The organism is Streptomyces sp. NPDC059909 (assembly GCF_042730885.1).
In the GTDB taxonomy this organism is placed as follows: Bacteria; Actinomycetota; Actinomycetes; order Streptomycetales; family Streptomycetaceae; genus Streptomyces.
Genome location: NZ_JBHWKX010000056.1, coordinates 24,941 through 49,939, shown reverse-complemented (window position 1 = coordinate 49,939; position 24,999 = coordinate 24,941). Strand labels below are relative to the sequence as shown.

Here is a 24,999-nt window from a genome sequence, read left to right as displayed (position 1 = left end):
GAGGCCGCGGGCTGGGCCGGGGCGGCGGCGGGAGCCGCGGGGGCTGCCGGAGCCGCGGGGGCTGCCGGGGCAGCGGGGGCTGCCGGGGCAGCGGGGGCCGCCGGAGCCGCGGGGGTCACGGGCGCCGGAGCCTGTGCGGAGCTCGGCGTCGGCGTGGCCTCGGGGGCGGGAGTCGTGGGCACCGCTGCCCCCGCGGCAGCGGCGCCGGACGCGGCCGTACCGCCGCCCGGCTTGTAGTCGGCGAAGAAGTCCCACCAGGCACGGTCGACCGAATTCGGGTCCTGGAGGTACTGCTGGTAGATCTCGTCGACGAGCCACTCATTGGGACCGAACGCGGCAGCGGGGTTCTTCCCCTGCCCGTCAGGGTCGGTCGAAGTGCTCGAGTTACTGGGGGACTGAGACGACACGGCGGCAACCGCCCTCTTCCGCTTCACAAGGTGATGGACAGCGGAAATAAAGGCTACGCCTCCCCGGCCGGGAGGTGCAGGCCGGGCGTGGCCTTCGTCGCCTAAGTCACACCAGCCAGTCGGTTTCGGCGTAGGAAATGGCGGGAAACAAGCGGGGCTTCCCTTCGAACTGGGTACGCGTGACCGCGGCTGCGGCCCCGTGGCCCGCACCCTTGACTGCCCACACTCGCCGTGTGGGCCTCCGGTTCGAACCCTACGTCAACCGCGCCGCTGAGGGATTCCCGGAAGAGTGACCTGAATTCGGCAACCACGTGCCGATTCGGCCACTCCGATGCGCCCGCCGTGCAGCTCCACGGCCCAGCGCGCGATCGCCAGGCCAAGGCCCGTACCGCCGTCGCTGCCGGGACCGTGCGGAGACGGGACGCTGCCGCGGTTGAAGCGCTCGAAGACCTTGTGCCGCTCCGACTCCGGGATGCCGGGACCCTCGTCCTGCACCTCCAGGTCCAGCGACTCCGCCTGGGGGCCGCGCCGGGCCCGGACCGTGACCCGGCCGTGCGGCGGGGAGTGCTTCACGGCGTTGTCGATCAGATTGGCCACCACCTGGTGCAGCCGCTCGGCGTCCGCGTGCGCCGTCAGCTCCGGCGGGGACACGTCGAGGTGCAGATGCACGTCCTTGCGGGTGTGGCTGCCGGAACCGGAGGAGAGCCCGCGCCGCCCGGCGGCCAGATTGGCCTCCTTCAGCACGCCCGACAGATAGGGCCACACCTCGAAGCGCCGTGCCCTGAGCGGTACGACACCGTTGTCGAGCCGTGACAGATCCAGCAGGGTCTCGACGAGCCGGCTGAGCCGCTCGGTCTGCTTCAGCGCCGTACGCATCATCTCGGGGTCGGCGGCGGAGACACCGTCCACGACGTTCTCCAGCACCGCGCGCAGCGCCGCGATGGGGGTGCGCAGCTCATGGGAGACATTGGCGACGAGCTCCTTGCGGTGCCGGTCCACGGCCTCCAGGTCGTCGGCCATGCGGTTGATCGTGCTCGCGAGGTCGCCGAGCTCGTCGCGCCGGTCGGCGCCGCTCACCCGCCGGGTGTAGTCACCGTGGGAGATCGACTTCGCGACCGTGTTCATCTCGTCCAGCGGCGCGGTCAGGCCATGGGCCACGAACTGCGTGATCAGCAGGGTGGTGATCATCGCGAAGACGGTGATGTACCGCAGCTCGGCCCCGGTCCTGAAGGCGACCAGCGCCAGCCCCGAGGTGATCAGCACCGACACCACGACCAGCGCGCCGAGCTTGGTCTTGATCGATATCTCGACCGACCCCAGCTCGGATCTGAGCCGGCTCAGCCGGCTCATGGCGCCGGGGTCTCCAGGGCGTATCCGACGCCGTGGACGGTACGGATCCGCTCCGCGCCGATCTTGCGGCGCAGCGCCTTGATGTGGCTGTCGACCGTACGCGTACCCGACGCGTCCGCCCAGTCCCAGACCTCCGCGAGCAGCTGCTCGCGCGAGAGGACCGCACGTGGGGTGTTCGCCAGGCAGACCAGCAGGTCGAACTCGGTCGGGGTGAGATGCACGTCGTCGCTTTTGACGCGGACCCGGCGCTGCGCGTGGTCGATCTCCAGCTCGCCGAGCCGCAGGATGCCGCTGCGCGGCGTCACGGCGGCCAGCGCGGCCCGCTCCACCCGGCGCAGCAGGACGTGCACCCGGGCGGCGAGTTCACGCATCGAGAACGGCTTGGTCATGTAGTCGTCGGCGCCGACACCGAGCCCGACCAGCATGTCGGTCTCGTCGTCGCGGGCCGTGAGCATCAGGACCGGTACCGGCCGCTGCGCCTGCACCCGGCGGCAGACCTCCAGGCCGTCGAAGCCGGGCAGCATCACGTCGAGGACCATCAGGTCCGGCTGCCAGGCCTCGGCGGCGTCGACCGCCGCCGGGCCGTCCGTCGCCGTCTGGACCAGGAAGCCCTCGGCGCGCAGCCGCGCCCCGATCGCCTCGACGATGGTGGTGTCGTCCTCGACCACCAGCACCCGGCGCTGGGCACTGGCCGTCGAGTACGACGCGGCGCCGTTGCTGCTGGTGTGTGTCTGCTCCATCGCCCCGCCCCTGTCGCGCACTGCGAGCTGCGTGTAGATCGGTGTGTCAGGTCAGTCAGCGTAAAGGCATCGATCGGTTCCCGGCTACGCAGGGCGAACAGCGAGGTGGACCACGTCAGGTACGCCTCGGGCAACGCGGACCTCTTCGGTCCTTACCCCGCTGAATCCGGCATTCCGCAATGACTCCTCGAAATCGGTTGAGGGTTGGGCCGACCACACGGCGAGCACTCCGCCTGCCCTCAACCGCCTTGCGCAGGCGGCCAGTCCGGCAGGTGAGTACAGGTTTTCGTTGTCCTCGGTGACGGTCCAGTCGGGGCCGTTGTCGATGTCGAGGCAGAGCGCGTCGTACGTGTCGGAAGTGTTGTGGACGTACGCGACGAGGTCCGTGTGGAGAATCACGGTCCGTGGATCGGCGAGCGCGCCGGCGGAGATCGCGCGGAGCGGTCCCCTGCGGTGCCAGTCGATGATCGCCTGCTCGCGCTCGACGACGGCGATCCGGCCCCAGGCGGGGTCGGCGGCGGCATGGGCCAGCGAGAATCCGGCACCGAGCCCGCCGATGAGCAGGGCGGGCGGCTGGGGGGCCGGTCCGGTGGGCGGGTCCGGCCGGCCGGCCAGGACCCGCAGCGCCGCCTCGACCAGCAGCCGTTCCGAGCGGCCGTCCGAGGTGTCCATCAGGAAGCAGCCGTTGGCGATGATCTCGTGGACGACCCGGCCGTCCGGGCCGCCGCGCTCGCGCAGGACGACCTCGCCGTACGGTCCTTCGCGCCGGTCGAGCGTGCGGGGTGCCGACAGATTGCTTGGCATCACCATGCACAGCAGATTACGAGAGCGTGCGGACGGGCGCTGCGTTGTTTCCCCAGGATTCCCCCGGACGCGAGACAAGTGCGTTCCCCGGCGGAGGACTTGGCGTCGGGCTCGGTCAAGTGGGTCCGCTCCACCGGCCCGGGGCCGGTCGCGGCCGCGGGGCGCGTCGTCTTCGCGGCTCCGGTGGGCCGGTTGCCCGGTGTGGCGCAGGTCATGGACGGGGTGCGTGATGATCGCGTTGGCTGGGCAGGGTCGGGGGGCTGTCGACAACCAGGTCGATGTCGGTACGGAGTCGATGCGAAGGAGCCTTCCGCGGTGCAGCGGCTTGAGTCACCCCAGCCGGCCGGGACGGCCGGTCCCGAACCGCTGGGCGGAATCCCGAGTCGGAGAACCTCATCCGCGTCGTCGCCGTCGTCCGCCCCGGTACCGCCGCTGCCCGTACGCGACCGAACGCCCGCTCCGGCGCGCCCGGCTGTGTGGCGGCGGCTCGTCCGCTTCCTCCCCACTCCGACCGGGGCGCCGTTCACCTTCTGGTACGGGCTCGTCCTCGTCGCGACCTCGGTGCACGCGGAGTACGGCGATCCGGCCACCGTCTCCGCCCTGCTGCGCGGCTCCAGCACGGATGTCGCCCATCTCACCTCGACGCCGCTGCTCGTGCTCGTCGCCAGCGCCCTGTGGGTCACGGGCGGACCGGCCTCCCCGTACGCACTCGGATTCGTGCTCGTCCTCACCGCGCTGGAGCGGCGGATCGGGGCGTGGCGCACGGCGGCCGTGTTCCTGGGCGGGCATGTGGCGGCGACCCTCGCGACGGAGATCCCGGTCGGTCTCTCCGTCGCGGCGGGCAGCTTGCCCGAAACGTCTCTGCACCGCCTCGACTACGGGATCAGCTTCGGCCTCCTGGCCTGCGTAGGCGCGCTGGCCGGGCTGCTCACGCCAATGGTGCGGACGGTGGTTCTGGGGTGGGTGTCGGTCGTGCTGCTCGGAGACCTCCTGGCGTACGAGGACCCGCTCACCGACTGGGGCCATCCGCTGGCTCTCCTGGCCGGAGTCCTGAGCCTGCCGGTCGTACGCCGGTGGGCGCGGGTGCGGGCGTAGCCGCGGACGCGGACACGAGCGGCGGCACGGGGCCGGGCGGCTGATGAACACCTGGCCGCGGCTCCGGGTTGCTTTACGGCTCCGCCGTGCGCCCGGGTCACCCGCCGCGTTCAAGGTGTCTCAGGGTGTCTTCGGGTCGTAGCACACGCTGACCAGCGGCGCGAGCACCCGCCACCCGAGCGCCTCGTACAGGGCCCGTCCGTCGGGTGTCCCGCCCAGCACCCCGGCCGTGGCGCCCTCCTCGACGGCCGCGTTCTGGAGCGTGCGCATCACCAGGCTGCCGAGGCCCTTGCGCCGGTGCCCGGGGGCGGTCTCGATCTGGTCGACGACCGCGGGCCGCGCCGCGCCGCCCCGCGCGATCTGTCCGCGTGCCGCGAAAGTCCCGTCGTCCGTCGTGACCAGGACCTTCGTCACGTTCCCGTACGTCCAGGTGCGCAGGCGGTGCCCGGCGGGCAGCACGGCCTCCTCGCGCCGCAGCTGCGCCCTCATCAGGAACCCGGGCTCGTCGGGCGTCCAGTCGGGCCCCAGCCAGGCGAGAACCCTCTCCGGGTCCTCGAACACCTTCAGCCGGCGGCCCGGCGTCCTGGCTGCCGCGGCGACCTTGCGGACGGCGCCGGCCCCGCCGTCGGTGAGCACGTGGCGGGTGGTGTGCCGGGGCAGTCCGACATCGATCGTGAAGCCCCAGGGCTCGGCGACGGGCTCCGCGGCCCCCCGCGAGACGACCCAGCCGTCCACCCAGGCCCGTATCGCATCGGTAATGGATGAATCTGTCATGTGCTTATTACATCGGCTGCTCACGCGATCCGGCATCGGCGATCGCTCACAGCGAACACCGGCCCGGGAACATCCGGCGTCCCTCCTGCATTGAGTCGGCATAGCTCAACTTGACTGCCGAAGGGGAGATCATGGCTTCGACGTCCACACCGCTCACCCTGCCTGTGCTGCCGCTCGACGACGAGGTCGTGCTGCCCGGGATGGTGGTACCGCTCGACCTGTCCGACCCCGACGTACGGGCCGCGGTGGAGGCCGCCCAGGCCGCCGCTCGGTCCCAGCCGGGCAAGCCCAGGGTGCTGCTCGTGCCGCGCATCGACGGGACGTACGCCGCGACGGGCGTGCTCGGCACCGTCGAGCAGGTCGGCCGGCTCTCCGACGGGGACCCCGGTGCCCTGATCCGCGGGCGCAGCCGTGTGCGCATCGGTGCGGGCACGACCGGTCCCGGCGCCGCCCTCTGGGTGGAGGGCATCGGCGTCGACGGGACCGTCCCGGATCCGCTGCCGGGCTCCGTCACCGAGCTGGTCAAGGAGTACAAGGCGCTCGCCACCAGCTGGCTGAAGAAGCGCGGCGCCTGGCAGGTCGTCGACCGCGTCCAGCAGATCGACGACGTCTCGGCCCTCGCCGACAACTCCGGGTACTCGCCGTTCCTGACGACCGCACAGAAGGTGGAGCTGCTGGAGACCGGCGACCCCGTCGCCCGGCTCAAGCTCGCCACCGAACAGCTCCGCGAGCACCTCGCCGAGCAGGACGTGGCCGAGTCCATCGCCAAGGACGTCCAGGAGGGCGTCGACAAGCAGCAGCGCGAGTTCCTGCTGCGCCGCCAGCTCGAAGCCGTACGCAAGGAGCTGCGCGAGCTCAACGGCGAGTCCGAGGGCGACGAGTCCGACGACTACCGCGCCCGGGTCGAGGCCGCCGACCTTCCCGAGAAGGTCCGCGAGGCGGCCCTCAAGGAGGTCGAGAAGCTCGAGCGGTCCAGCGACCAGAGCCCCGAGGGCTCCTGGATCCGCACCTGGCTCGACACCGTCCTCGAACTGCCGTGGAACGAGCGCACGGAGGACGCGTACGACATCCAGGGCGCCAAGACGGTCCTCGATGCCGAGCACGCGGGCCTGGACGACGTGAAGGAACGGATCACCGAATACCTGGCGGTGCGCAAGCGGCGCGCCGACCGGGGGCTCGGCGTGGTCGGCGGGCGGCGCGGGGGTGCGGTTCTCGCTCTCGTCGGCCCGCCGGGCGTGGGCAAGACCTCGCTCGGCGAGTCCGTCGCGCACGCGATGGGCCGGAAGTTCGTCCGGGTCGCGCTCGGCGGCGTACGGGACGAGGCGGAGATCCGCGGCCACCGGCGCACGTACGTCGGCGCGCTGCCCGGCCGTATCGTCCGCGCCGTCAAGGAGGCCGGGTCCATGAACCCGGTGGTCCTGCTCGACGAGATCGACAAGGTCGGCTCCGACTTCCGCGGGGACCCGGCGGCGGCGCTGCTCGAAGTCCTGGACCCGGCGCAGAACCACACCTTCCGCGACCACTACCTGGAGGTCGAGCTCGACCTGTCCGACGTGGTCTTCCTGGCCACTGCGAACGTCCTGGAGGCCATTCCGGAGGCCCTGCTCGACCGGATGGAGCTCGTCAGGCTCGACGGGTACACCGAGGACGAGAAGGTCGTCATCGCCCGCGACCACCTGCTCCCGCGCCAGCTGGAGCGGGCGGGACTGGCCGAGGGCGAGGTCACCATCGAGGAGTCCGCGCTGCGCAGGCTGGCGGGCGAGTACACCCGTGAGGCGGGCGTCCGGACCCTGGAGCGGTCCATCGCGCGACTGCTGCGGAAGGTGGCCGCCCAGCACGAACTGGGCGACCGGGAGCTGCCGTTCGCGGTCGGCGAGGGTGATCTGCGCGGTCTGATCGGCCGGCCGCACCACGTCCCCGAGTCCGCCCAGGACCCGGCCGAGCGCCGCACGGCCGTGCCGGGCGTGGCGACCGGGCTCGCGGTCACGGGCGCGGGCGGTGACGTCCTGTACGTCGAGGCGTCGCTGGCCGACCCGGAGACGGGCGCGGCGGGACTGACCCTGACCGGTCAGCTCGGTGACGTCATGAAGGAGTCCGCGCAGATCGCGCTGAGCTTCCTCCGCTCGCACGGTGCGGAGCTCGAACTGCCCGTGGCCGACCTCAAGGACCGGGGCGTGCACATCCACTTCCCGGCGGGCGCCGTCCCGAAGGACGGCCCGAGCGCGGGCATCACGATGACGACCGCGCTGGCGTCGCTGCTGTCGGGCCGGCTGGTCCGTACGGACGTGGCGATGACCGGTGAGGTGTCGCTGACCGGGCGGGTGCTGCCGATCGGAGGCGTGAAGCAGAAGCTCCTGGCCGCGCATCGGGCCGGGATCACGACCGTCGTGATCCCCAAGCGGAACGAGGCGGACCTGGACGACGTCCCCGCGGAGGTCCTGGAAAAGCTGGAGGTCCACCCGGTGACGGACGTCCGCCAGGTCCTGGAGATCGCCCTCTCCCCGGCGGAGCTCCCCGTCCCGGCGGCGGCGTAACCCCTCTCGGGGCGCCGCCCCCCGGGCCCCGCTGCCCCTCGAGGGCGGGGCCCGGGGGGCTGCCGGATACCCGGGTGGCCGCCCGGGGTGTCCGTCCTCGAGCGCCGGACGGGCTTGAACGTTGCCCCGTACTGCGGGTGGGCCGGGGTGTCCGTCCTCGAGCGGCGGACGGGCTGGGTGTGACCAGTACCGGGTGGTGCCCGGGGTGTCCGCCCCCCAAGGCGCCGGGCGGGCTGGGTGTGGCCGGTACGGCGAGCGTCAGGCCCGTCCGAGGGCTGGAGACGTCGACGCCTTCCGTCTGGACGGCGCGGCTGTCGCGCGGCAGTCCACCCTGGCCGTCGTGGGCGACGACGCCCATGCCCATGTGGGCCGAGCCGCGGGCGGGCGTGTCCCCGGGGGAGGCGGCAGAAACGGCAGAGGCGGCGGAGGCCGCTCCCAAGGGCCGAGAACCTCCGGCGGAAGAGGGGCCGGTCCCTGACGTTGGTCTACGCCTGCGAAATACTGGCCGAGCTGCGGCAACGGCCGCCACCGAAAGAAACTTTCATCGTCGGGAAAGCGTGCGAGGGGTGCTGACGTGCACGGAAGCGGTACGGGGAGTGAAGAGGAGCCCACGGGAGGGAGTGGTGTGGACCACGAATTCCAGGAGTTCCTCGCCCTGGAGCGCGAGTTGGCCGTCTTTCTGCGCCGCGCCCGCGCGAACTCCGGCGAAATGGCCCGCGAGGTCCACCCCGAACTGGAGCCCGCGGCCTACGGGCTGCTCGTGCGCCTCGAGGAGTCGGGCCGGCAGCGCGCCACCGACCTCGCGGCCTTCTTCGGCGTCGGCAAGGCGACCATGAGCCGGCAGCTCCGCGCGCTGGAGGAACTCGGCCTCGTCGCCCGGGAGCCCGATCCGGCCGACGGTCGCGCCTCCCTCGTCCGGCTCACCGACGAGGGGCTCGCCCGCTTCCGGCGGGTACGGAACGCGCGGCGCGAGCGCTACGTACGGAAGCTGGCCGACTGGGACCGCGGCGAGGTCGGCGAACTCGCCCGGCTGCTCCACCAGCTCAACACGCGGGCGGAGGGCGCGTAGGGCCGCACAGGGACAGGTCCGCGCGGCTGAGCCCCGCGGCGCAGGGTCAGGCCCCCCGCAGCCGTGCGTACACCGCCGTCGCGTCGTCGTGCGTCTTCCAGCGCAGTGCACCGCCCCGGGCCGCGTCCGCGCGCTCCAGCGCCCGCACCCGCTCGATCAGCCCGTGCGGGCCCTCCTTGCCGAGCAGCCCCATGAGGTCCGCCCAGTCGCCCTCCTCGAAGAGGTCGGTCCAGCGGGACGCCCCGTCGGTGAGCGCCGCCACCGCCCGTACCTCCGCGCGCGGCGTACGGCCCGTGACCGCGCGCCCCGCCACCTCCGGGTCCGCTGCCGCCGTGAAGAAGCCGCCCTCCTGGTTGCGCAGGGCGTCGGTCGCGCTCAGCGAGCGGAGGATCTCCCGCGGGATCCGGTCCAGCCGGTCGTCCAGCACGGCCCGGACCGCCCCGTCCGGCGACTCCAGCAGCAGCGTCGAGTCGGAGAGGACGAGGTGCTCGACCCACTCCTCGTCCCAGCGCGCGACGACGGCCGTCGCCTGCGGCGTTCGCACGTGAGAAAGGTCACAGGTGTCACGGTGGGCATCCGCGGTGCGCCGGATGGACAGCGCGAGAACCTCTGTCAGCGGAATATCCCGCCGCGAACCGGACAGTTCGATCAGCGCGCCACCGAGCCGGGCGGTGAACCACGGCACACCGTGCACACAACCGACATCTCCCGCCGGCGGAGTCACCCCGTCCAGGACCACCAGGGAACCGCCCTGGCCCGAGGCCGGGACGGCGACGGATGCCCAGTCCTCGTTGGGGCGTTCGGGATCGCCGGGCTCGGTGACGAGTGCACAGTGCATGATCCCCAGTCTGCCCGAGCCGCCACGACTCCTTCACGAAGCCCACCAGAACGCGCAATTGACCTGGACAACCCGGGCGACCAGCGGCTTTTGGCCGGAATGATCGACTCCGACGGGCTGCGGGCGCGCATCCTGCCAAAGCCCGGGCCGAAGTTCCAGCCCGTGCCCCGGACGCGGGGGGAGCGCACCCCTGGGCGAGTTGTTGACCAACTCCTGAGTGTTGTTCACTCGTTCGGGTGGCGGAGCGGCCGATGCGCGTCCCCCTCCCAAAAGCGCTGGAATGGTCGTAAGCCGTGCCAGGGGTGGGGGCGTTCTCGTGTTGTGACCGGCCGTCACCTCTGCTTCATGGGCGGACGAGTCGAGAATGCGAGCACCGGTGCAGAAGAAGCGGCCTCGGGGCAAGGGCGTAACGCCCGGTACGGCGTCTTCGGGGCGGGAGGCGACGACCCCCGCGACCACCGCGGGGAACCCCACAGGGACCTACCAGGCCGGACCGGCCCCCACCGGCACGGGAACGGGACGCGAGGGCCTGGTCCCCGGCGGGCGATCCGTCCGGGTGCGCAGCCGGCTCGTCGCCGGCGTCGCGGCGGTCTCCCTGACCGTCGTCGCGGCCGGTGCCCCGGGCGTCCTCGCGACCTCCGACGAACTGACCGAGTCCCAAGGACTCGTCACCCTTGCCGAGCTCAACCGGCAGGCCGTCACCCTCGCCCACTCCATCGCCGACGAGCGCGACGAGGTCACCGCATACATCGCGGCGGGCCGCGACGACCAGACCGGACCCAAGAAGGACCGCCGGGCCGTCTCCGGCAGCCGCAGCGCCCGTGTCGACCGCCAGATCGACGAGATCCGCGGCAACATCCCGTCCGACCACGCCGATCTGACCCGCGGCCTCGCCACCGTGCCGTCCGTCCGGCGCAGCGCGATGGGCGGCAAGGGCACCGCCCTCGAGGCGTACAAGGCGTACAGCGACATCATCACCGCGCTGCACACGCTCGCCGACGAGCTCGCAGAGAAGACCCCGGCCCGCGCCGCCGACTCCACCCGCGCGCCCGCCGCCCTCGGCCTCGCCGTCGAGCAGGCGTCGGCGACCCGCGGACTGCTGCTCGCCGCCCTCTCCGTCCCCGGACCGTCGAACGACGGCCCGGCCTACGACCCCGTCACCGGGCTCCCCGTCGAGGACGAGGGCGACAAGGAGACCGAGGCCGCACGGGGCGTCCTGAGCGCCGCCGCCCAGCAGGCCCGCGTCCGTGAACTCGCCGCGCTCGCCGACTTCGACCAGGCCGCGAGCAGCGACGCCCGCGACCGCCTCGGTGCCACGGTCACCGGCCCCGACATCAAGACCGCCGAGGGCTATCTCACCCGCCTCACCGACCAGCCCGAGCTGTCGGAGAGCGACCTCAAGTCCAACCGCGAGAAGCTCGAGTCGTCCCTCTCCGACCGTATCGAGCAGATGCGGGGCGTCGAGTCCGCGCTCGCCTCCGCCCAGGTCGAGCGGCTGGAGCAGCTGCGCGACGACGACGTCACCGCCCTCGAGCTGCGCATCGCCCTCCTCGGCGGCTGCCTGCTCGTCGCCATCGGCATCTCCGCGGCCGTCGCCCGCACCCTCACCCGACCGCTCGCGGTCCTGCGCATCGGCGCCGCCCGGCTCGCCGCCTCGCCCGAGGCGGTGGCCGAGGAGCCCGTCCGCTTCACCGGCCGCAACGACGAGTTCGCCCAGGTCGTACGGTCCCTGAACGCCCTGCACGGAAAGCTCGTCGACCTCGCCGCGCGCGCCGACCGGCTGGACACCTCGCACGACGACCTCACGGCCACCCGCGAGGAACTGGCCACCCAGCGCGCCGAGCTCCAGGGCCGGGTCGCCGAGGTGACCGAGCAGCTGGAGCAGCTCCGGGAGACCGTCAGCCACACCTTCGTCAACCTCTCGCTGCGCACCCTCGGCCTCGTCGAGCGCCAGCTCGGTGTCATCGAGAAGCTGGAGGAGCGCGAGCAGGACCCGGAGCGCCTCGCCACCCTCTTCAAGCTCGACCACATGGCCACCGTCATGCGCCGCCACAGCGAGAACCTGCTGGTGCTGGCGGGGGCCGAGCACGGGCACGGCCATGTGAACCCGGTGCCGCTGGTCGACGTCATGCGCGCCGCGGTCAGCGAGATCGAGCGGTACGAACGCATCACCATCCAGTCGTTGCCGCCGCACGCACAGGTCGCCGGGTTCGCCGCGGACGACCTCAGCCACCTGGTCGCCGAGCTGCTCGAGAACGCCACCTCCTTCTCGCCGCCCGACGCCCAGGTCGAGCTGTCCGGCTGGCTGCTGGAGAGCGGTGAGGTGATGCTCTCCGTCCAGGACGAGGGCATCGGCATGACCGCCGGCCGGCTCGACGAGTTCAACGCCAGGCTCGCCGACCCCGAGCCCGCCCCCCGAGACACGGAAGGGGAGGGCCTGGGGCTGAGGGTGGCCGGTCTGCTGGCGCGCCGGCACGGCGTACGCGTGCAGCTGCGCGAGCAGAAGCACGGCGGGATCGCCGCGGTCGTCGTCGTCCCGCAGGCACTGCTGCCGACCGCTCCGCCCACCGCCGCCCCGCAGACGGCCCCCGTCCCGGGCGCCGCACCCGCGCTGAACCTGCCGGGCTCGGTCGCCGAGGCCAACTCCAACGCTCTGCCGGGCCGCATGGCCGGGCGCGATCCGCTGATCGCTGCGGCGGAGCAGTCGGTCAACGAGGCGGAGGAGGCGGAGGAGGCGGAGGCCCGGGCCGAGGTCGAGGCCACCGCCGAGGAGCCGTCGGCGTCGGAGCGCGAGCCCGAGCAGGCCACCGCGCAGGAGCCGAACGAGGTGCAGGAGCCGGCCACCGCCCCCGAGGCCACCCTCCAGGTCCGCCTCCCGCACCCCTCGCCCGAGCCCGACACCCACGAGCGGATCGCCGACGGCGTCGACGGGCTCGACGGGATCGAGGGCGCAGCCGGCCCTGATGTCACCGAGCCGGTCACCGACAAGGGCCTGCCCAAGCGCACGCCCAGGATCGTGGGGCCTGCCACCGCGCCGACGGAGCGCACCAGGTCCGTCGACGCGGAGGCGCTGCGCCGCCGCCTCGGCGGCTTCCACCAGGGGGCGAAGGACGGCCGCCGGGACGTCGAGGCGGAGCTCGCCGAAGCCACGCAGAACGTCCGGATCACCGTCCAGGAAGACCAGGAACACAGCGAGGAATCGGGGGACACCGTCGAGGAGGCACGTAGTTGACCGCCACCGGCACATTCGGGCTGAGCAGTGAGGCCCGCAACCTTCACTGGCTGTTGGGTAACCTTGTGGAGGAGGTTCCAGGAGTCCGCTCCGTCGCCGTCGTGTCGTCCGACGGACTCCTGCTGCTGTCGTCCGACCCGGCGCACAACTCCGCCTCCGCCGCTGCCACCGGCGCACGCCAGGACGGTCCGCGCGGCTCCAGCGCCGACCTCGCCACCATCGTCTCCGGCATCGCCAGCCTCACCATCGGGGCGGCCAAGCTGATGGACGGCGGCGGCGTCAAGCAGACCATGGTCACGATGGAGGAAGGCAGCGTCTTCGTGATGTCCATCAGCGACGGCTCGCTGCTCGGTGTGAACGCGGCCCCCGACGTCGACATGGGCGTCGTCGCGTACCACATGGCGCTCTTCGTCGGTCGCGCCGGACACGTACTCACCCCCGAACTCCGCAGTGAGCTGCGCAAATCGTTGGAGAGCGCCAAGTGATGTCCGCCGCCGCAGAACCCGCCCCCCGGCTTCCCGTACGCGGCGAGGGCAAACGCCCCGCTCGTGTCCGCCCGTACTCGCTCACCGGCGGCCGCACCCGCTTCGGCCACGTCCTCCTCGTCGAGACGTTCGTCGCCGCGCTCGAAGCGGCCGACGAGCGCAAGGAGCTGACGAACGGAAACCTGGCCTCCCGGGTCATGCCGGAGATGCGGGCCATCGTCGAGCTCTGCCGTCGGATGCGTACGGTCGCCGAGATCTCGGCGCTGCTGAAGATGCCGCTGGGCGTCGTCCGGGTGCTGCTCAGCGACCTGGCGGACCAAGGAAAGATACGTGTGTACGGGAACGGGTACGGCACCGGCCAGCCCGACCGCGCGCTGCTCGAAAGGGTGCTGAGTGGACTCCGTCGTCTCTGACCTCCCCACCGTCGTGGAGGACGAGAACGTACAGCCCTGGCAGAACGACCACAGCCGCGCCCCGGTCGCCACCAAGATCGTGGTCGCGGGGGGCCTCGGCGTGGGCAAGACGACCTTCGTCGGGTCGGTCTCCGAGATCACGCCGCTGCAGACCGAGGCGCTGATGACCCAGGCGAGCGAGGAGACCGACGATCTCACCGCCACGCCCGGCAAGGTCACCACGACCGTCGCGATGGACTTCGGGCGGATCACGCTCGACGACGACCTCGTGCTGTACGTCTTCGGCACACCGGGCCAGCCGCGCTTCTGGTTCATGTGGGACGACCTGGTGCGCGGCGCGATCGGCGCCGTCGTGCTGGCCGACACGCGCCGGCTGAAGGACTGCTTCCCGGCACTCGACTACTTCGAGAGCTGCGGACTGCCCTACATCGTCGCCGTCAACCACTTCGAGGGGACGCCGGCCTACGAGGCCGAGGACGTACGGGAGGCCCTGACCGTACCCCCGCACGTGCCGATCGTGATCATGGACGCGCGCAAGCGGATCACGGTGATCGAGTCGCTGCTCGCGCTCGTGGGCCACGCGCTCGACGTCACCCCCGAACAGCCCCGTCCAGTCCCCGCCCCGTAACGAAAGAGCCCCGCCATGCGGAAGATCCTCATAGTCGGCGCCGGTCAGTCCGGACTCCAGCTCGCCCTCGGCCTCCAGGCACAGGGCTACGAAGTCACCCTGATGTCCAACCGCACGGCGGACGAGATCCGGTCCGGCCGGGTCATGTCCACGCAGTGCATGTTCGACACGGCGCTCCAGCACGAGCGCGACCTCCAGATCAACTTCTGGGAGTCGCAGGCCCCGAGGATCGAGGGCCTCGGCGTCTCCGTCGCCGGCCCGGACTCCCAGCGGGTCATCGACTGGGTCGGCAAGCTCGACGGCTACGCCCAGTCCGTCGACCAGCGCGTCAAGATGGCCGGCTGGATGGAGACCTTCGCCCAACGCGGCGGGCAGCTCGTCATCCACGGTGCCGCCGTCTCCGACCTGGACTACTTCTCCCGCACGTACGACCTGGTGCTGGTCTCCGCCGGCAAGGGCGAGCTGGTGTCCATGTTCGGCCGCGACGCCTCCCGCTCCCCTCACGCCGAGCCGCAGCGCGCCCTCGCCGTCTCCTACGTCCACGGCCTCGGCCCGCGCCCCGAGCACCCCGACTACGACGCGGTCCGCTGCAACCTGGTGCCCGGCGTCGGCGAGCTCTTCGTCATGCCGACGCTCACCACGTCCGGCCGCGCCGACATCCTCTTCTGGGAGGGCGTTCCCGGCGGCCCGCTCGACGTCTTCCACGGCGTGAAGGACCCCGCCGAGCACCTCTCCCTCACGCTGGAGCTGATGGAGAAGTTCACGCCCTGGGAGTACGCGCGTGCGACGAAGGTGGAGCTGACGGACGCCAACGGCACGCTGGCCGGCCGTTACGCCCCGACCGTGCGCAACCCCATCGGCCGGCTGCCGGGCGGCGGGCTCGCCCTCGGCGTCGCGGACGTCGTCGTCGCCAACGACCCGATCACCGGCCAAGGCTCCAACTCGGCGTCGAAGTGCGCCGCGGCGTACCTCGCGTCGATCGTGGAGCACGGCGACAAGCCGTTCGACGAGGAGTGGATGCAGTCCACGTTCGACCGCTACTGGGACACCGCCCAGCACGTCACCAAGTGGACCAACGCGATGCTCGGCGTCCCGCCGGAGCACGTCCTCAACCTGATCGGCGCAGCGGGCGAACTCCAGCCGGTGGCGGACCGGTTCGCGAACGGGTTCAACGACCCGGCGGACTTCGAGAACTTCTTCTACGACCCGGAGAGGACGAACGCCTACCTGGGCTCCGTGACGGGGGCTGCTCAGGCTTCTGACCAGTGATCCGGTAGTCGTCATCGGTCGTTGTTGGGCGCAGAGCTGCCCACGTACCCGACCGCCGAGCGAGTCATGGACTGAGGCTCGGCAAGAGTGGACCTTCGCGGGCAGTTGCGAGTAGCACTCCCGGGACAGGAGCGCCGTCGCGGCCGACGGGTGCTCCCGCCGCACCGTGCGCGGTGGGAGCACCTTGAGCGTCGGCAGAAAGCGACTACGTGCCGACAACGGCCCCTGATGTGCGTTTCGGCAGGTCGGGGGCCGTCGGTCTTCTCCGACCTCGAGGAGCGAACGCCTACCTGGGCGAGGTCCCGTGCGGCGCGTGTCGCGAGGCCGTCGGGCGGCCAGGGAGGGGGCGCTCCTCCCCGGCCTCCCCGGCCTCCCCGGCCGTTCCGGGTGGGACGTCCGGGATCTCCGGGAGTTCCGGCGGCGTGTAGCCGCTCAGGGACGCTGCCCCGGGGTCCGGGCGAACGGCTCCCAGGAGCGGGTTCGAGGCGACGGGGGAGACCTTGACCCGGGTGCCGGGGCGGGCCTGGACGACCTGGCCGTCGCCGAGGTAGATCGCCACGTGTGTGGCCTTTGGGAAGTAGACCACCAGGTCACCGGGGCGCAGTGACCGCAACGGCACCTTCGGGAGGCGTGCCCACTGCTCCTGGCTGGTCCGCGGGATGGCGCGGCCCGCCGCGGCCCAGGCCCGGGAGACGAGGCCCGAGGAGTCGAACGACTCCGGCCCCTCCGCACCCGGCCCGTACGGCTTGCCGACTTGCTCGACGGCGTACTCCAGCGCCTCCCCGCCCTCCTCCGACGGCGCCCGCGGGCCGTCCAGCACGCCCGTGTCCAGCAGCTCGGTCTGCGCCTCCCGCGCGCCCGTGCGCTCCAGCGCCGCCAGCTCGGTGAGCTCGTCCGCGGTGAGGGACGTCAGCAGCTCCTCCAGTTCCTTCAGCCGCGCCTGCGCGGCGTCGCGCCGCTCACGCCGCGCCTCGGCGAGCGTCTGCTGGGCGTCGAGGGCCTGGCGGGAGCGCGTGGCCAGCTCGTCGGCGCGGATCTCGCCCCGCTCCAGGCGAGCGATCGTCGCGAGGCGGTCGCGGGCCGCACGCTCCATCAGATGCCCCTGGTCCAGGGCCTGCTGCGGGCTGCGGGAGAGCAGGAGCTGCAGATAGTCCGAGAGGGCGGAGCTGCCCCGGTACTGCTGCCGGGCCAGCCGGCCCGCGTCGCTTCGGCCGCGGTACAGGGCGTTGCGGGCCTCGGCGAGCTCGACACCCAGCCGCTTCGTCTCGGCGCGCTGGGCCGTGAGCCGTTCCTCGGACGCGTTGTACGCCTCCCCGGCCTCCTCGGCCAGCCGGTACAGCTGCTGGAGCTCGGTGAGCAGTGCGGCGATGCGCTTCGGCTCGGCGGCGGGGGCGGGGGCGGTGGCCGTGGTCGACGCGAGGGCCGTGGCGGCGGCCAGGGCGGTCGTGCAGATCGTCCGCAGCAGTCTGCCTGACACGTCATCACCTCCGGTTGGTCACAGGAGCGATGATGTGCCCGTGATGGTGTGATGAACGCCCGACTGGCCGGTTCGGCGCAGCAGCGTCACCCGCGACGGGCCGATCGGCGGGCACCGCGGCGTGGCGACTGGCCACGGTGGTCCGCGGCGAGCTCGGGGCCCCGCCCTCAGCCCCCGGGACGTGCCCGGCACCGTGGGGTGGCCCCGGGTGTCGGTCCTCAAACGCCGGAACGGCCCTTGAAATGCGCCCGGCACCCTGCGGTGGGCCCGGGTGTCCGCCCTCAAGCGCCGGGCGGGCTCGAAGTGTGCCGGTACCGCCGGGTCGGCCCGCCTGTCCGCCCTCAATCGCCGCGCGGGCTCCGACGAGCCCGCCGGGTCGCCCCACGCCCGCCAGGGCGTAGGGGCATGGCTGGGGCGAAGCCCCGTGATCCGGCCTCACCCGAAGGCTCACCCACGCCCGCCAGGGTAGGGGGAGGGGGCACGGGGGCGGAGCCCCGAAACGGGTCTGGGGCGGAGCCCCATTGGGGGGCTGGGGGCTTGCCCCCAGTTCGGGAAGGGGCGGGGTGGGGGAAAGCCCGCCGTAGGCGCGGGGACCCCCCGAGGGGGCGGCGGGGCTACCCCCTAGTGGCCCACAGGCAGCGCGTACAGGATGCTGTCGCGCCAGACGACGGCCGTGCGGCCCGCGACGACTCCCCGGTAGCCGCCCGGTCTCGCGGGTGCGCTGCCGCCCGCGTCCTGGAACTTCCACAGACGGGTGCCGTCCGCCGTACGGAACGCCGTGACCTGGGTGGCCTCCAGCGCCAGCGCGGTGCGGCCGCCCGACGAGAGCAGCACACGCGGCCGCCCCCCGCCCCCCGCCTCCGTAGGCCGTGACCAGCGCGCCACGCCCGTCGCCGCGTCCAGGGCGTACAGCTGGTGGTGCGCGGTGCCGAGGTAGAGCGTGCCGTCGTGGACGACGCCCTCACCGAAGGCGTTCCGGCCGGTGGCGCCCGGGGCGGGGGCTCCGGCCGCCTGCCACACGCGCTTGGCGCTGCGCGTGTCGAACGCGTGGAGGCCGGCGCCGACCGCCGCGTACACCCGGCCCGCCGGGTCGCCGGAGACGGTGGTGTCCGGCAGCACGGCGGTGAAGTACTTGCCCCACACACGCTTGCCGTCGACCCGGTCGTACAGCGTGAACAGCGCCAGGCCCTTGCCGGCCTTCCGCTGCTGCGGGGTGAGCGAGCCGCCGTCCTGCCGGACGAGGATGCCGTCGGGGCGCACGGCGACGCCCTGGTACTTCGGCAGCGCGTCGCGGGCGCGGCCGTTGGGGACCTGGGCGCGCCAGAGTTCCTTCCGGGCGACGGCGTCGTACGCGAAGAGGTACGTGCCCGCGCCCGCCGTCCCGGTGAACCAGACGACCGGTCCGTCGGCGGCGGCGACGGAGGTGACGTGCGCGGGGGCGGCGGCGCGGTGCCGGACGGTGCCGTCCTGCGGCGAGAGCCACAGGAGGTTCGCCGCACCGATCACGAAGACGCTGTCGCCCGCGACGAGGGGCCGGTGCGGGGTCTGCGCGTCCGACTGGGTCCAGAGGCGGCGGCCGGTGCGCAGATCGACGCCGGTGGTCCCGCGCGCGTCACCGAGGACGACGACCCGGTCGCGCCACACCGCGGCCTCGATGGGGCCGCTGCCCGTGTGCCGGTACGCCCAGAGGGGCGCGGGCGGCACACCGGGGACGGGCTCGGGGGCCTTCTCCGGGGTCTTGGGGGCGGCCGCGGGCTCGCCCTCCCCACCGGCGAAGGCCACGCCGATCCCCCCGCCGAGCAGCAGTCCGGCCACGCCGGCCACGGCCCCGGCGACCACCACCCGCCGCTCGGCCCCGGCCTTGGCGGCCAGCACGGAGGCGGTGAGGTCGGACTTGGGACCGGTGGGCGGGGCGGGGGGTGCGACTTCGGGTGCCACGGCGGGGGCCGCCACAGCAGGTGCGGCCGCGGGTGCGACTGCGGGCGCCGCGGCCACCGCGGGTGCGGAGGCGGGCGCCGCGGACACGGCCGGCCCGGTCGCCGCCCCGCCCACCCGCGCCCGCGGGATGCCCAGTGCGGCGGTGACCTTGTCGCCGACGCGCAGGCCGACGGCCCCGAGGGCGAGGGTCTTCCGCCCTGTGCCGGGCTCCGCGGGCGCCCGGGCCGCCGACACCGCGGCGGCCTGGGCCGACAGGGCCGTCAGCACGGACTCCGGGAGCCAGCCGTCCTTGGCCAGGGCCGACGCGCCCTCCAGGGCGAGGGTCGCCGCGGCCGTGCCGGCCGTGGGGCGGGCGGAGGGGTCCTTGGCGAGGCAGGAGGCCACCAGGTCGCGCAACTCCTCGGGAACACCGCCCAGTCCGGGGGCGTCGGCCGTGAGCGACGCATCGTCGGGGAGGGCCGGGGTCGTGCCCGTGGCAGCGTAGGCGAGGAGCAGGCCCAGGACGAAGATGTCGGACGCGGTGCCGGGCTGTTCGCCCGCGACCTGTTCCGGGGTGAGGTAGGCCAGGCGCACGGAGAGTCCGCCGCCCTGGCCGGGCTGGGCGTGGGCGGCGGCGCCGAGGGCGCCGAACGCCGTGAGCCGGGGTCCGTCGGCCGCCAGCAGGACGGTTTCCGGGGTGAGGCCGTGCAGCACCGTGCCGGTCGCGTGGACCCGGGAGAGGGTCTCGGCGAGGCCCGCGCCCAGTATCCGTACCGCACGCTCCGGCAGGGGCCCGGCGAGGGCGATGGCCTCGGCGAGCGTGAGGGCGGGGACGTACGCGTAGGCGGTCCACAGCCCCGGCCCGTCCGTGGCCGCGCCGGCCGGGGCGGGCACCCAGCCGCCCGCGAGCCGGTCCGCCGTGCGCGCCTCCGCCTCGAAGCGGCGCCGGAACGCGGGCAGGGCCGCGAGCTCGGGCCGGGCGAGGGAGACGACGACGGTGGCGTCGCCGGCACCGCCGTGTGCGACGTACTGGACGGCGCTCGCGGACTCGCGGAAGCGCGACAGCGTCGTGTACGGACCGATGCGGCGCGGATCGTGGTGCTGAAGCGGCTCCATCGGCGAGCTCCCCCCTGGTGGTGCGGTCCGCGGTGATCCTATTCGGTCACCGTGCGCCGCGCTTCGGCTTCGACCAGGGCCAGTTGAGGGTGCGGCGCTCGCGGCCGCCGGGGGCGTACTCGTACCGCCAGCCGCGCGGCAGCCCGAGCCGCTTGGTGTGGCCGGCCGGTACGCGCCGGTACGCGTACACGGTGGGCGGCCCGCCGGCGTCGTCCGGCACCGGAACCTCGTACCACAGCGGGGGGTTGCCGGTGGGGCCGACGAGAACGGGCAGGACCCGGCCGTCCAGGGGGCCGCCGACGAAGGGGGTGTTCTCGCTCTTCACCCGCCCAGTCTCGCGCAGGTGCCCGGTCACGTCGTTCCGGAGGGGGTGGGGGTGTCCCCCGGGAAACGGGCTACAGCAGGTGGCCCGCGTCGCCCACGACGGGAAGGACCCGGCGGGCGAGCGCCCCGACCGGGCCCGACGGGGTCTCCAGGGCGAGCAGGTCCCTGACGACGCCCGCGGTCTCCTCGTCGGAGGCCGCGGTCGCGGCCAGCAGGGCGACGAGGTGGTCGACGAGCCAATCCCGCAGTTCGCCGGCGGGCGGCTGCTTGTCCTCGTCCAGCCAGATCAGCGAGGCCGCCTCGACCGCGGCGATCCAGGTGCGCACCATCATGCGCAGCCGCGGGCCCGGGTCCGGGACCGAGAGGTGGACCAGGATCTGCTCGGCGGCGGCGCGCCGCACCTCGTCGACGATCGCGCTGGTACGGGACGTCTCGGCGACGCTGCCGCCGCGGAGGAGCGCGCTGAACGCGGCGTCGTGCTCGTCGACGAAGACGAGGTAGCGGTCGAGGACCCGGCCGAGCCGCTCGGTGGGCGGCGCGGTGGGCGGCTCCGCGAAGCACAGCACGAGCGCGTCGGCGGAGCTGCGCAGGGCGGCCTCGTACAACTGCTGCTTCCCGCCGGGGAAGTAGCGGTAGACCAGCGGCCGGGACACTCCGGCAGCCTCGGCGACGTCGTCGAGCGACACGTCCTCGGGCGCCCGGTGCCCGAACAGGGTGAGGGCGGCGATGAGCAGCTGGCTGCGCCGCTCCTCCACACTGAGGCGCCGGTACGCGCGATTCGCCGCGGGAGCACTCGGGGTCATACGGGGCAGCGTAACCGCCGTGTCCACGGGCCCCCCGGCGCTGCCCCCTCGCAGGACGGTCTCCAGGCCGCCGGCCCCGAGCTCTTCCACGGCCTGCGCCCCGCGCCCCGGAGGCTCAGGCCAGCAGTCCCGAGCTCTTCCACAGCCTGCGCCCGGCGCCCCGCAGCACGCCGATGTCGTCGAGGAAGTCCGTGAGGCGCTTCGCGCCGGTCTGCATCACCTCGCGGCGGTGGCCGCTCGCCTTCACCTGGGCGACCGCCTCCCGCCGGTCCAGGCCGACGTTCTCGTACACCTTGGGGTTGATGAAGCAGACGGAGAAGACGCGCGCGGCCTCGCCGCAGCTGAGGCGGGTGAACTCCTGCTCCCACCGCGGCGCGGTCACCATCTGGCGGCGCAGCTCCTCGCGGGCGTAGCGCACATGGCGGGCCTCCTCCACCACATGGATGCGGGTCACGCCGCGGACCAGCGTCTGGATGCGCTCGTCCGGGAAGGTGAGGCGCTGCATCCAGTCGAGGATCTCCTCGCCGAGCAGCGTCGCGGCGAACGAACCGGGCGTGGTCGACACGGTCTTCAGGACGCGCGCCAGGTTGTGGTAGACCCGCGGTACCGGATACGCCGGGGTGCCGCCCTTCTGGATCATCTTCGCGAACATCATCGAGTGCCGGCACTCGTCCGCGATCTCCGTGAGCGCGTACCGTACATGATTGCTGGTCACGGACTTGTCGTAGATGTGCCGCACGAGCAGCTGCATCAGGATGATCTCGAACCAGATGCCGAGCGACGCGAGCGACGCCGCCTCGTGCCGTGCCAGGTCCATCCGCTGTTCCTCGGACATCCTCTTCCACAGCGGTGTGTCGTACAGGGACACCAGCTCGGGCGGCCAGAACCACTTGCCCTCCTCGATCGGGGCCTCCCAGTCGAGCTCCGTCTCGGGGTCGAAGGAGTGCTTGGCCGAGGATTCGAGCAGGCGCGCGGCGACCTGTTCGCGGTCCCGCAGCGGGCCGAGGGCGTCGCGGAGGAGCGTGAGATCGCGTGGGGTCACAGTCGTCATGCCTCTTATGAGACTGCGCGTCAGTAAGACCGTCAATCCCCTGTGCGGTACTTGTTGACTGAGCGTCTACCAACGTGTGAGCCTGCCAACAGACCGTCAGTTCGTCAGTGAGAGCAGTTCGTCAGTGCGAGGCGAGGGAGCCTTTCGTGTCGACGTTTGATCACTACACCAACCCGCCCCAGGAACCCGTCTGGTCCGTCCCGGCCTCCGGTGCCGCCCGCTTCAGCTGGGAGTACGACGACGGCCGCGACCGCCTCCTCGCCCTCTACCAGAAGGGCAAGGACAAGCAGTGGGACGGCGCAAAGCGGATCGACTGGGACATCGAGGTCGATCCGTACGACCCGCTCGGCACCCCCGACGAAGCCCTCAGCCTCTACGGCACCCGCCACTGGTCGAGGATGACCGAGAAGGACAAGGGCGAGCTGCGCCGGCACTACTCCTCCTGGCAGTTCAGCCAGTTCCTGCACGGCGAGCAGGGGGCGATGGTGTGCGCGGCGCGGATCGTCGAGTCCGTGCCCGACCTCGACGCGAAGTTCTACTCCGCGACCCAGACCATGGACGAGGCCCGGCACGCCGAGATCTACGGGCGCTTCCTGCACGAGAAGATCGGGATGCTCTACCCGATCAACGACAACCTCCAGGGTCTGCTCGGCGACACCCTGCGCGACTCCCGCTGGGACATGCCGTACCTCGGGATGCAGGTCCTCATCGAGGGGCTCGCCCTCGCCGCGTTCGGAATGATCCGCGACACGACCGACAAGCCGCTGCCCAAGCAGATCCTGGCGTACGTCATGCAGGACGAGGCCCGGCACGTCGCCTTCGGGCGGATGGCGCTGCGTGACTACTACAAGCAGCTCACGGACGCGGAGCTGCGCGAGCGCGAGGAATTCGTCATCGAGGGCTGCTACCTCATGCGCGACCGCATCCGGGGCCTGGAGGTGCTGGAGGACTTCGGTATCCCGCGCAAGGAGGCGGAGGAGTACACGGAGCAGTCCGAATTCCTGCACCTCTTCAGGAAGCTGCTCTTCAGCCGGATCGTGCCGTGCGTGAAGGACATCGGCCTGTGGGGCGAGCGGCTCCAGAAGGCGTACGTCGACATGGGCGTCTTCGAGCTCGGCGACTCCAACCTCGACCTGCTGATGAGCCAGGACGAGGAGCTCGCGGAACAGCTGGACCGCGAGCGCTTCGCGACGGAGGAGGCGGAGCGGGTGGCGGAGGTGGAGGAGGCGATCGCGGAGGGCGGCGGGGCCTGAACATTTCCGGTGCGCGCCACCGGTCCGGCGCGGCAGCATGGCGGTCATGAACCATGCCGCCGACCGTCCCGCCGCCCGCCGCAGCATCGAAGGGCTCGCCCTCGGCGACGCCTTCGGGGAACGCTGGTTCCCCCTCTTCCGGGAACCGCGGCAGGCGTACGACGAGATCAGGGCCCGGCGCACGCCGCAGGAGCCCGAGTGGCACTGGACCGACGACACCGCCATGGCGCTCGCCCTGCTCCGCGTCCTCGAGGAGCACGGGGCGGTCGACCAGGACCGGCTGGCCACGTGCTTCGCGCTGACGTACGACGCGGATCCGGCTCGCGGGTACGGGCACGGGATGCACATGCTGCTGCCCGCCCTGCTCGGCGCACCAAAGGACTGGCGCACGCTGGCCCCGCAGCTCTTCGAGGGCGGCAGCCTCGGCAACGGGGCGGCGATGCGGGTGGCCCCGCTGGGTGCGTGGTTCTCACGGGACCTGGAACTCGCCGTGCGCCAGGCGGAGCTGTCCGCCCGGGTGACGCACGCCCATCCGGAGGGCGTCGCGGGCGCGGTGGCCGTGGCCGTCGCCGCGGCCCTGTCCGTACGCGGCGAGCTCGACATCGCCGCCGTCGCCGAGCGCACGCCGGCCAGTGCCGTACGGGAGGGGCTGGAGCGGGCCGCCGGGCTGCCGTTCACCACGGAGCCGTGGCGCGCCGCGGACGTCCTCGGGAACGGGCAGCGCATCCGGGCCGACGACACCGTGCCCTTCGCCGTCTGGACCGCTGCCCGGCACTCCGACGACCTGGTGGCCGCGCTGTGGGCCACGGCCGAGGGCTTCGGCGACGTGGACACCACCTGCGCGATCACCGGCGGGATCGTGGGCGCGGCGACCGGCGTCGGGGCCGTTCCCGAGGAGTGGCTCAGCCGACGCGAACCGGTCCCGGGTGGGGGAACGACGTCCGCAGCGTGAACGCGTGCGGGGTCGGGCCGTGTTCGCGGAGGTGCAGCAGGCGCTTCTCGGCCTCCTCGACCGTCGGGCGGTGGCCCGCCTCCACCCACCACATCGTGGTCATCGCCTCCTTCACCCGCTCGAACCACTCGTGGCGCCGGGCCAGGAGCTCACGGTGCTGCCCCTGGTACATGAAGGCGGTCAGGGAATTGGTGTCGCGCCACACCGACATGTTGACGATCAGCCAGTCGTCGCCGAAGACCGGCACGTCCGTCGCATTGCCGCTGTCGCTGCGGAGCCGCCAGACGAAACCGTCGGCCTCGTCGGCGACGGCGTTGACGGGGTCGAGGGCTTCGACGAAGTCCTTCAACTCGGGGGAATCGAGGGGGAATCTGAGTCGCGCGATGTTCACCTGGGCCAGTTCGTAGGCGGGCTGCTCATTGCTCATGGCCGCACGATAGGTCGCACGCCGCCCGTCTGTCCGCCCCG

Annotated in this window: 21 protein-coding genes and 1 pseudogene; 10 read left to right on the top strand and 12 right to left on the bottom strand. The window is 72.7% G+C overall.

Annotation, left to right across the window (positions count from 1 at the left end; translation table 11 throughout):
* The 4 genes and pseudogenes from kgd to ACFV9O_RS29550 form a co-directional block, all read right to left on the bottom strand.
* Positions 1-407: pseudogene (gene kgd, locus ACFV9O_RS29565) on the bottom strand (multifunctional oxoglutarate decarboxylase/oxoglutarate dehydrogenase thiamine pyrophosphate-binding subunit/dihydrolipoyllysine-residue succinyltransferase subunit); the annotation flags it as partial.
* 258 nt (positions 408-665) lie between these two features.
* Entirely contained in the window at positions 666-1,757 is a 1,092-nt protein-coding gene (locus ACFV9O_RS29560) for an ATP-binding protein (RefSeq protein ID WP_385423111.1), read from the bottom strand.
* Positions 1,754-2,497 (bottom strand): response regulator transcription factor, encoded by a 744-nt coding sequence (locus ACFV9O_RS29555; protein ID WP_385423109.1) that lies wholly within the window; start codon positions 2,495-2,497, stop codon positions 1,754-1,756. The genes ACFV9O_RS29560 and ACFV9O_RS29555 overlap by 4 nt, the downstream gene beginning before the upstream one ends.
* Positions 2,498-2,581: 84 nt before the next feature.
* Positions 2,582-3,307, bottom strand: a complete 726-nt coding sequence (locus tag ACFV9O_RS29550; RefSeq protein WP_385423107.1) for a spermidine synthase — start codon at positions 3,305-3,307, stop codon at positions 2,582-2,584.
* 309 nt (positions 3,308-3,616) lie between these two features.
* On the opposite strand from ACFV9O_RS29550, the gene ACFV9O_RS29545 reads away from it, so the two are divergent.
* Entirely contained in the window at positions 3,617-4,396 is a 780-nt protein-coding gene (locus ACFV9O_RS29545; protein WP_385423105.1) for a rhomboid-like protein, read from the top strand.
* Positions 4,397-4,516: 120 nt separating this feature from the next.
* Here ACFV9O_RS29545 and ACFV9O_RS29540 read toward each other — a convergent pair whose 3' ends face one another.
* Positions 4,517-5,170, bottom strand: a complete 654-nt coding sequence (locus tag ACFV9O_RS29540; protein ID WP_385423103.1) for a GNAT family N-acetyltransferase — start codon at positions 5,168-5,170, stop codon at positions 4,517-4,519.
* Positions 5,171-5,301: 131 nt separating this feature from the next.
* On the opposite strand from ACFV9O_RS29540, the gene lon reads away from it, so the two are divergent.
* Both lon and ACFV9O_RS29530 read left to right on the top strand, forming a co-directional pair.
* A complete protein-coding gene (lon, locus tag ACFV9O_RS29535; protein ID WP_385423101.1) occupies positions 5,302-7,704 on the top strand; it encodes an endopeptidase La in 2,403 nt (800 codons plus the stop codon).
* Positions 7,705-8,278: 574 nt separating this feature from the next.
* Entirely contained in the window at positions 8,279-8,773 is a 495-nt protein-coding gene (locus tag ACFV9O_RS29530; protein WP_385423099.1) for a MarR family winged helix-turn-helix transcriptional regulator, read from the top strand.
* Between the two features lie 46 nt (positions 8,774-8,819).
* On the opposite strand, the gene ACFV9O_RS29525 is transcribed toward ACFV9O_RS29530, so the two are convergent.
* Entirely contained in the window at positions 8,820-9,611 is a 792-nt protein-coding gene (locus ACFV9O_RS29525; RefSeq protein ID WP_385423097.1) for a protein phosphatase 2C domain-containing protein, read from the bottom strand.
* Positions 9,612-9,987: 376 nt separating this feature from the next.
* Between ACFV9O_RS29525 and ACFV9O_RS29520 the strand changes: the two genes are divergently transcribed.
* Genes ACFV9O_RS29520 through ACFV9O_RS29500 form a run of 5 tightly spaced genes read left to right on the top strand, consistent with a single transcriptional unit; the run spans position 9,988 to position 15,638 of the window.
* On the top strand, positions 9,988-12,843 hold the full coding sequence (locus ACFV9O_RS29520) for a nitrate- and nitrite sensing domain-containing protein (protein WP_385423117.1): 2,856 nt from the start codon (positions 9,988-9,990) through the stop codon (positions 12,841-12,843).
* Entirely contained in the window at positions 12,840-13,328 is a 489-nt protein-coding gene (locus tag ACFV9O_RS29515; protein ID WP_385423095.1) for a roadblock/LC7 domain-containing protein, read from the top strand. Before ACFV9O_RS29520 ends, ACFV9O_RS29515 begins: the two co-directional genes overlap by 4 nt.
* On the top strand, positions 13,325-13,741 hold the full coding sequence (locus ACFV9O_RS29510; protein WP_385423093.1) for a DUF742 domain-containing protein: 417 nt from the start codon (positions 13,325-13,327) through the stop codon (positions 13,739-13,741). The genes ACFV9O_RS29515 and ACFV9O_RS29510 overlap by 4 nt, the downstream gene beginning before the upstream one ends.
* Entirely contained in the window at positions 13,722-14,369 is a 648-nt protein-coding gene (locus ACFV9O_RS29505; protein WP_385423091.1) for an ATP/GTP-binding protein, read from the top strand. Before ACFV9O_RS29510 ends, ACFV9O_RS29505 begins: the two co-directional genes overlap by 20 nt.
* Positions 14,370-14,384: 15 nt before the next feature.
* Positions 14,385-15,638: a styrene monooxygenase/indole monooxygenase family protein gene (locus tag ACFV9O_RS29500; protein WP_385423089.1), complete on the top strand. Its 1,254-nt coding sequence runs from the start codon at positions 14,385-14,387 to the stop codon at positions 15,636-15,638.
* Between the two features lie 286 nt (positions 15,639-15,924).
* Here the strand turns inward: ACFV9O_RS29500 and ACFV9O_RS29495 are convergent, their stop codons facing one another.
* The 5 genes from ACFV9O_RS29495 to ACFV9O_RS29475 form a co-directional block, all read right to left on the bottom strand.
* Complete coding sequence (locus tag ACFV9O_RS29495) at positions 15,925-17,115, bottom strand: NlpC/P60 family protein (RefSeq protein ID WP_385423087.1); 1,191 nt, start codon at positions 17,113-17,115, stop codon at positions 15,925-15,927.
* 621 nt (positions 17,116-17,736) lie between these two features.
* Positions 17,737-20,148, bottom strand: coding sequence for a PQQ-binding-like beta-propeller repeat protein (locus ACFV9O_RS29490; protein ID WP_385423085.1), 2,412 nt, complete (start codon positions 20,146-20,148; stop codon positions 17,737-17,739).
* A 46-nt stretch (positions 20,149-20,194) separates the two neighbouring features.
* A complete protein-coding gene (locus ACFV9O_RS29485) occupies positions 20,195-20,473 on the bottom strand; it encodes a hypothetical protein (protein ID WP_385423083.1) in 279 nt (92 codons plus the stop codon).
* Between the two features lie 70 nt (positions 20,474-20,543).
* Positions 20,544-21,275, bottom strand: a complete 732-nt coding sequence (locus ACFV9O_RS29480; protein WP_385423081.1) for a TetR/AcrR family transcriptional regulator — start codon at positions 21,273-21,275, stop codon at positions 20,544-20,546.
* Between the two features lie 115 nt (positions 21,276-21,390).
* Positions 21,391-22,326, bottom strand: coding sequence for a diiron oxygenase (locus ACFV9O_RS29475; protein WP_385423079.1), 936 nt, complete (start codon positions 22,324-22,326; stop codon positions 21,391-21,393).
* Positions 22,327-22,472: 146 nt separating this feature from the next.
* Here ACFV9O_RS29475 and ACFV9O_RS29470 point away from each other — a divergent pair, with 146 nt between their 5' ends.
* Both ACFV9O_RS29470 and ACFV9O_RS29465 read left to right on the top strand, forming a co-directional pair.
* Positions 22,473-23,579, top strand: coding sequence for a ferritin-like domain-containing protein (locus tag ACFV9O_RS29470; RefSeq protein ID WP_385423078.1), 1,107 nt, complete (start codon positions 22,473-22,475; stop codon positions 23,577-23,579).
* Between the two features lie 46 nt (positions 23,580-23,625).
* Positions 23,626-24,531 carry an ADP-ribosylglycohydrolase family protein gene (locus ACFV9O_RS29465; protein WP_385423076.1) on the top strand — a complete coding sequence of 302 codons (906 nt, stop codon included), beginning with the start codon at positions 23,626-23,628 and terminating at the stop codon, positions 24,529-24,531.
* Here ACFV9O_RS29465 and ACFV9O_RS29460 read toward each other — a convergent pair.
* Positions 24,482-24,958 (bottom strand): DUF3291 domain-containing protein, encoded by a 477-nt coding sequence (locus ACFV9O_RS29460; RefSeq protein ID WP_385423074.1) that lies wholly within the window; start codon positions 24,956-24,958, stop codon positions 24,482-24,484. The genes ACFV9O_RS29465 and ACFV9O_RS29460 overlap by 50 nt on opposite strands.
* Between the last annotated feature and the right edge of the window lie 41 nt (positions 24,959-24,999).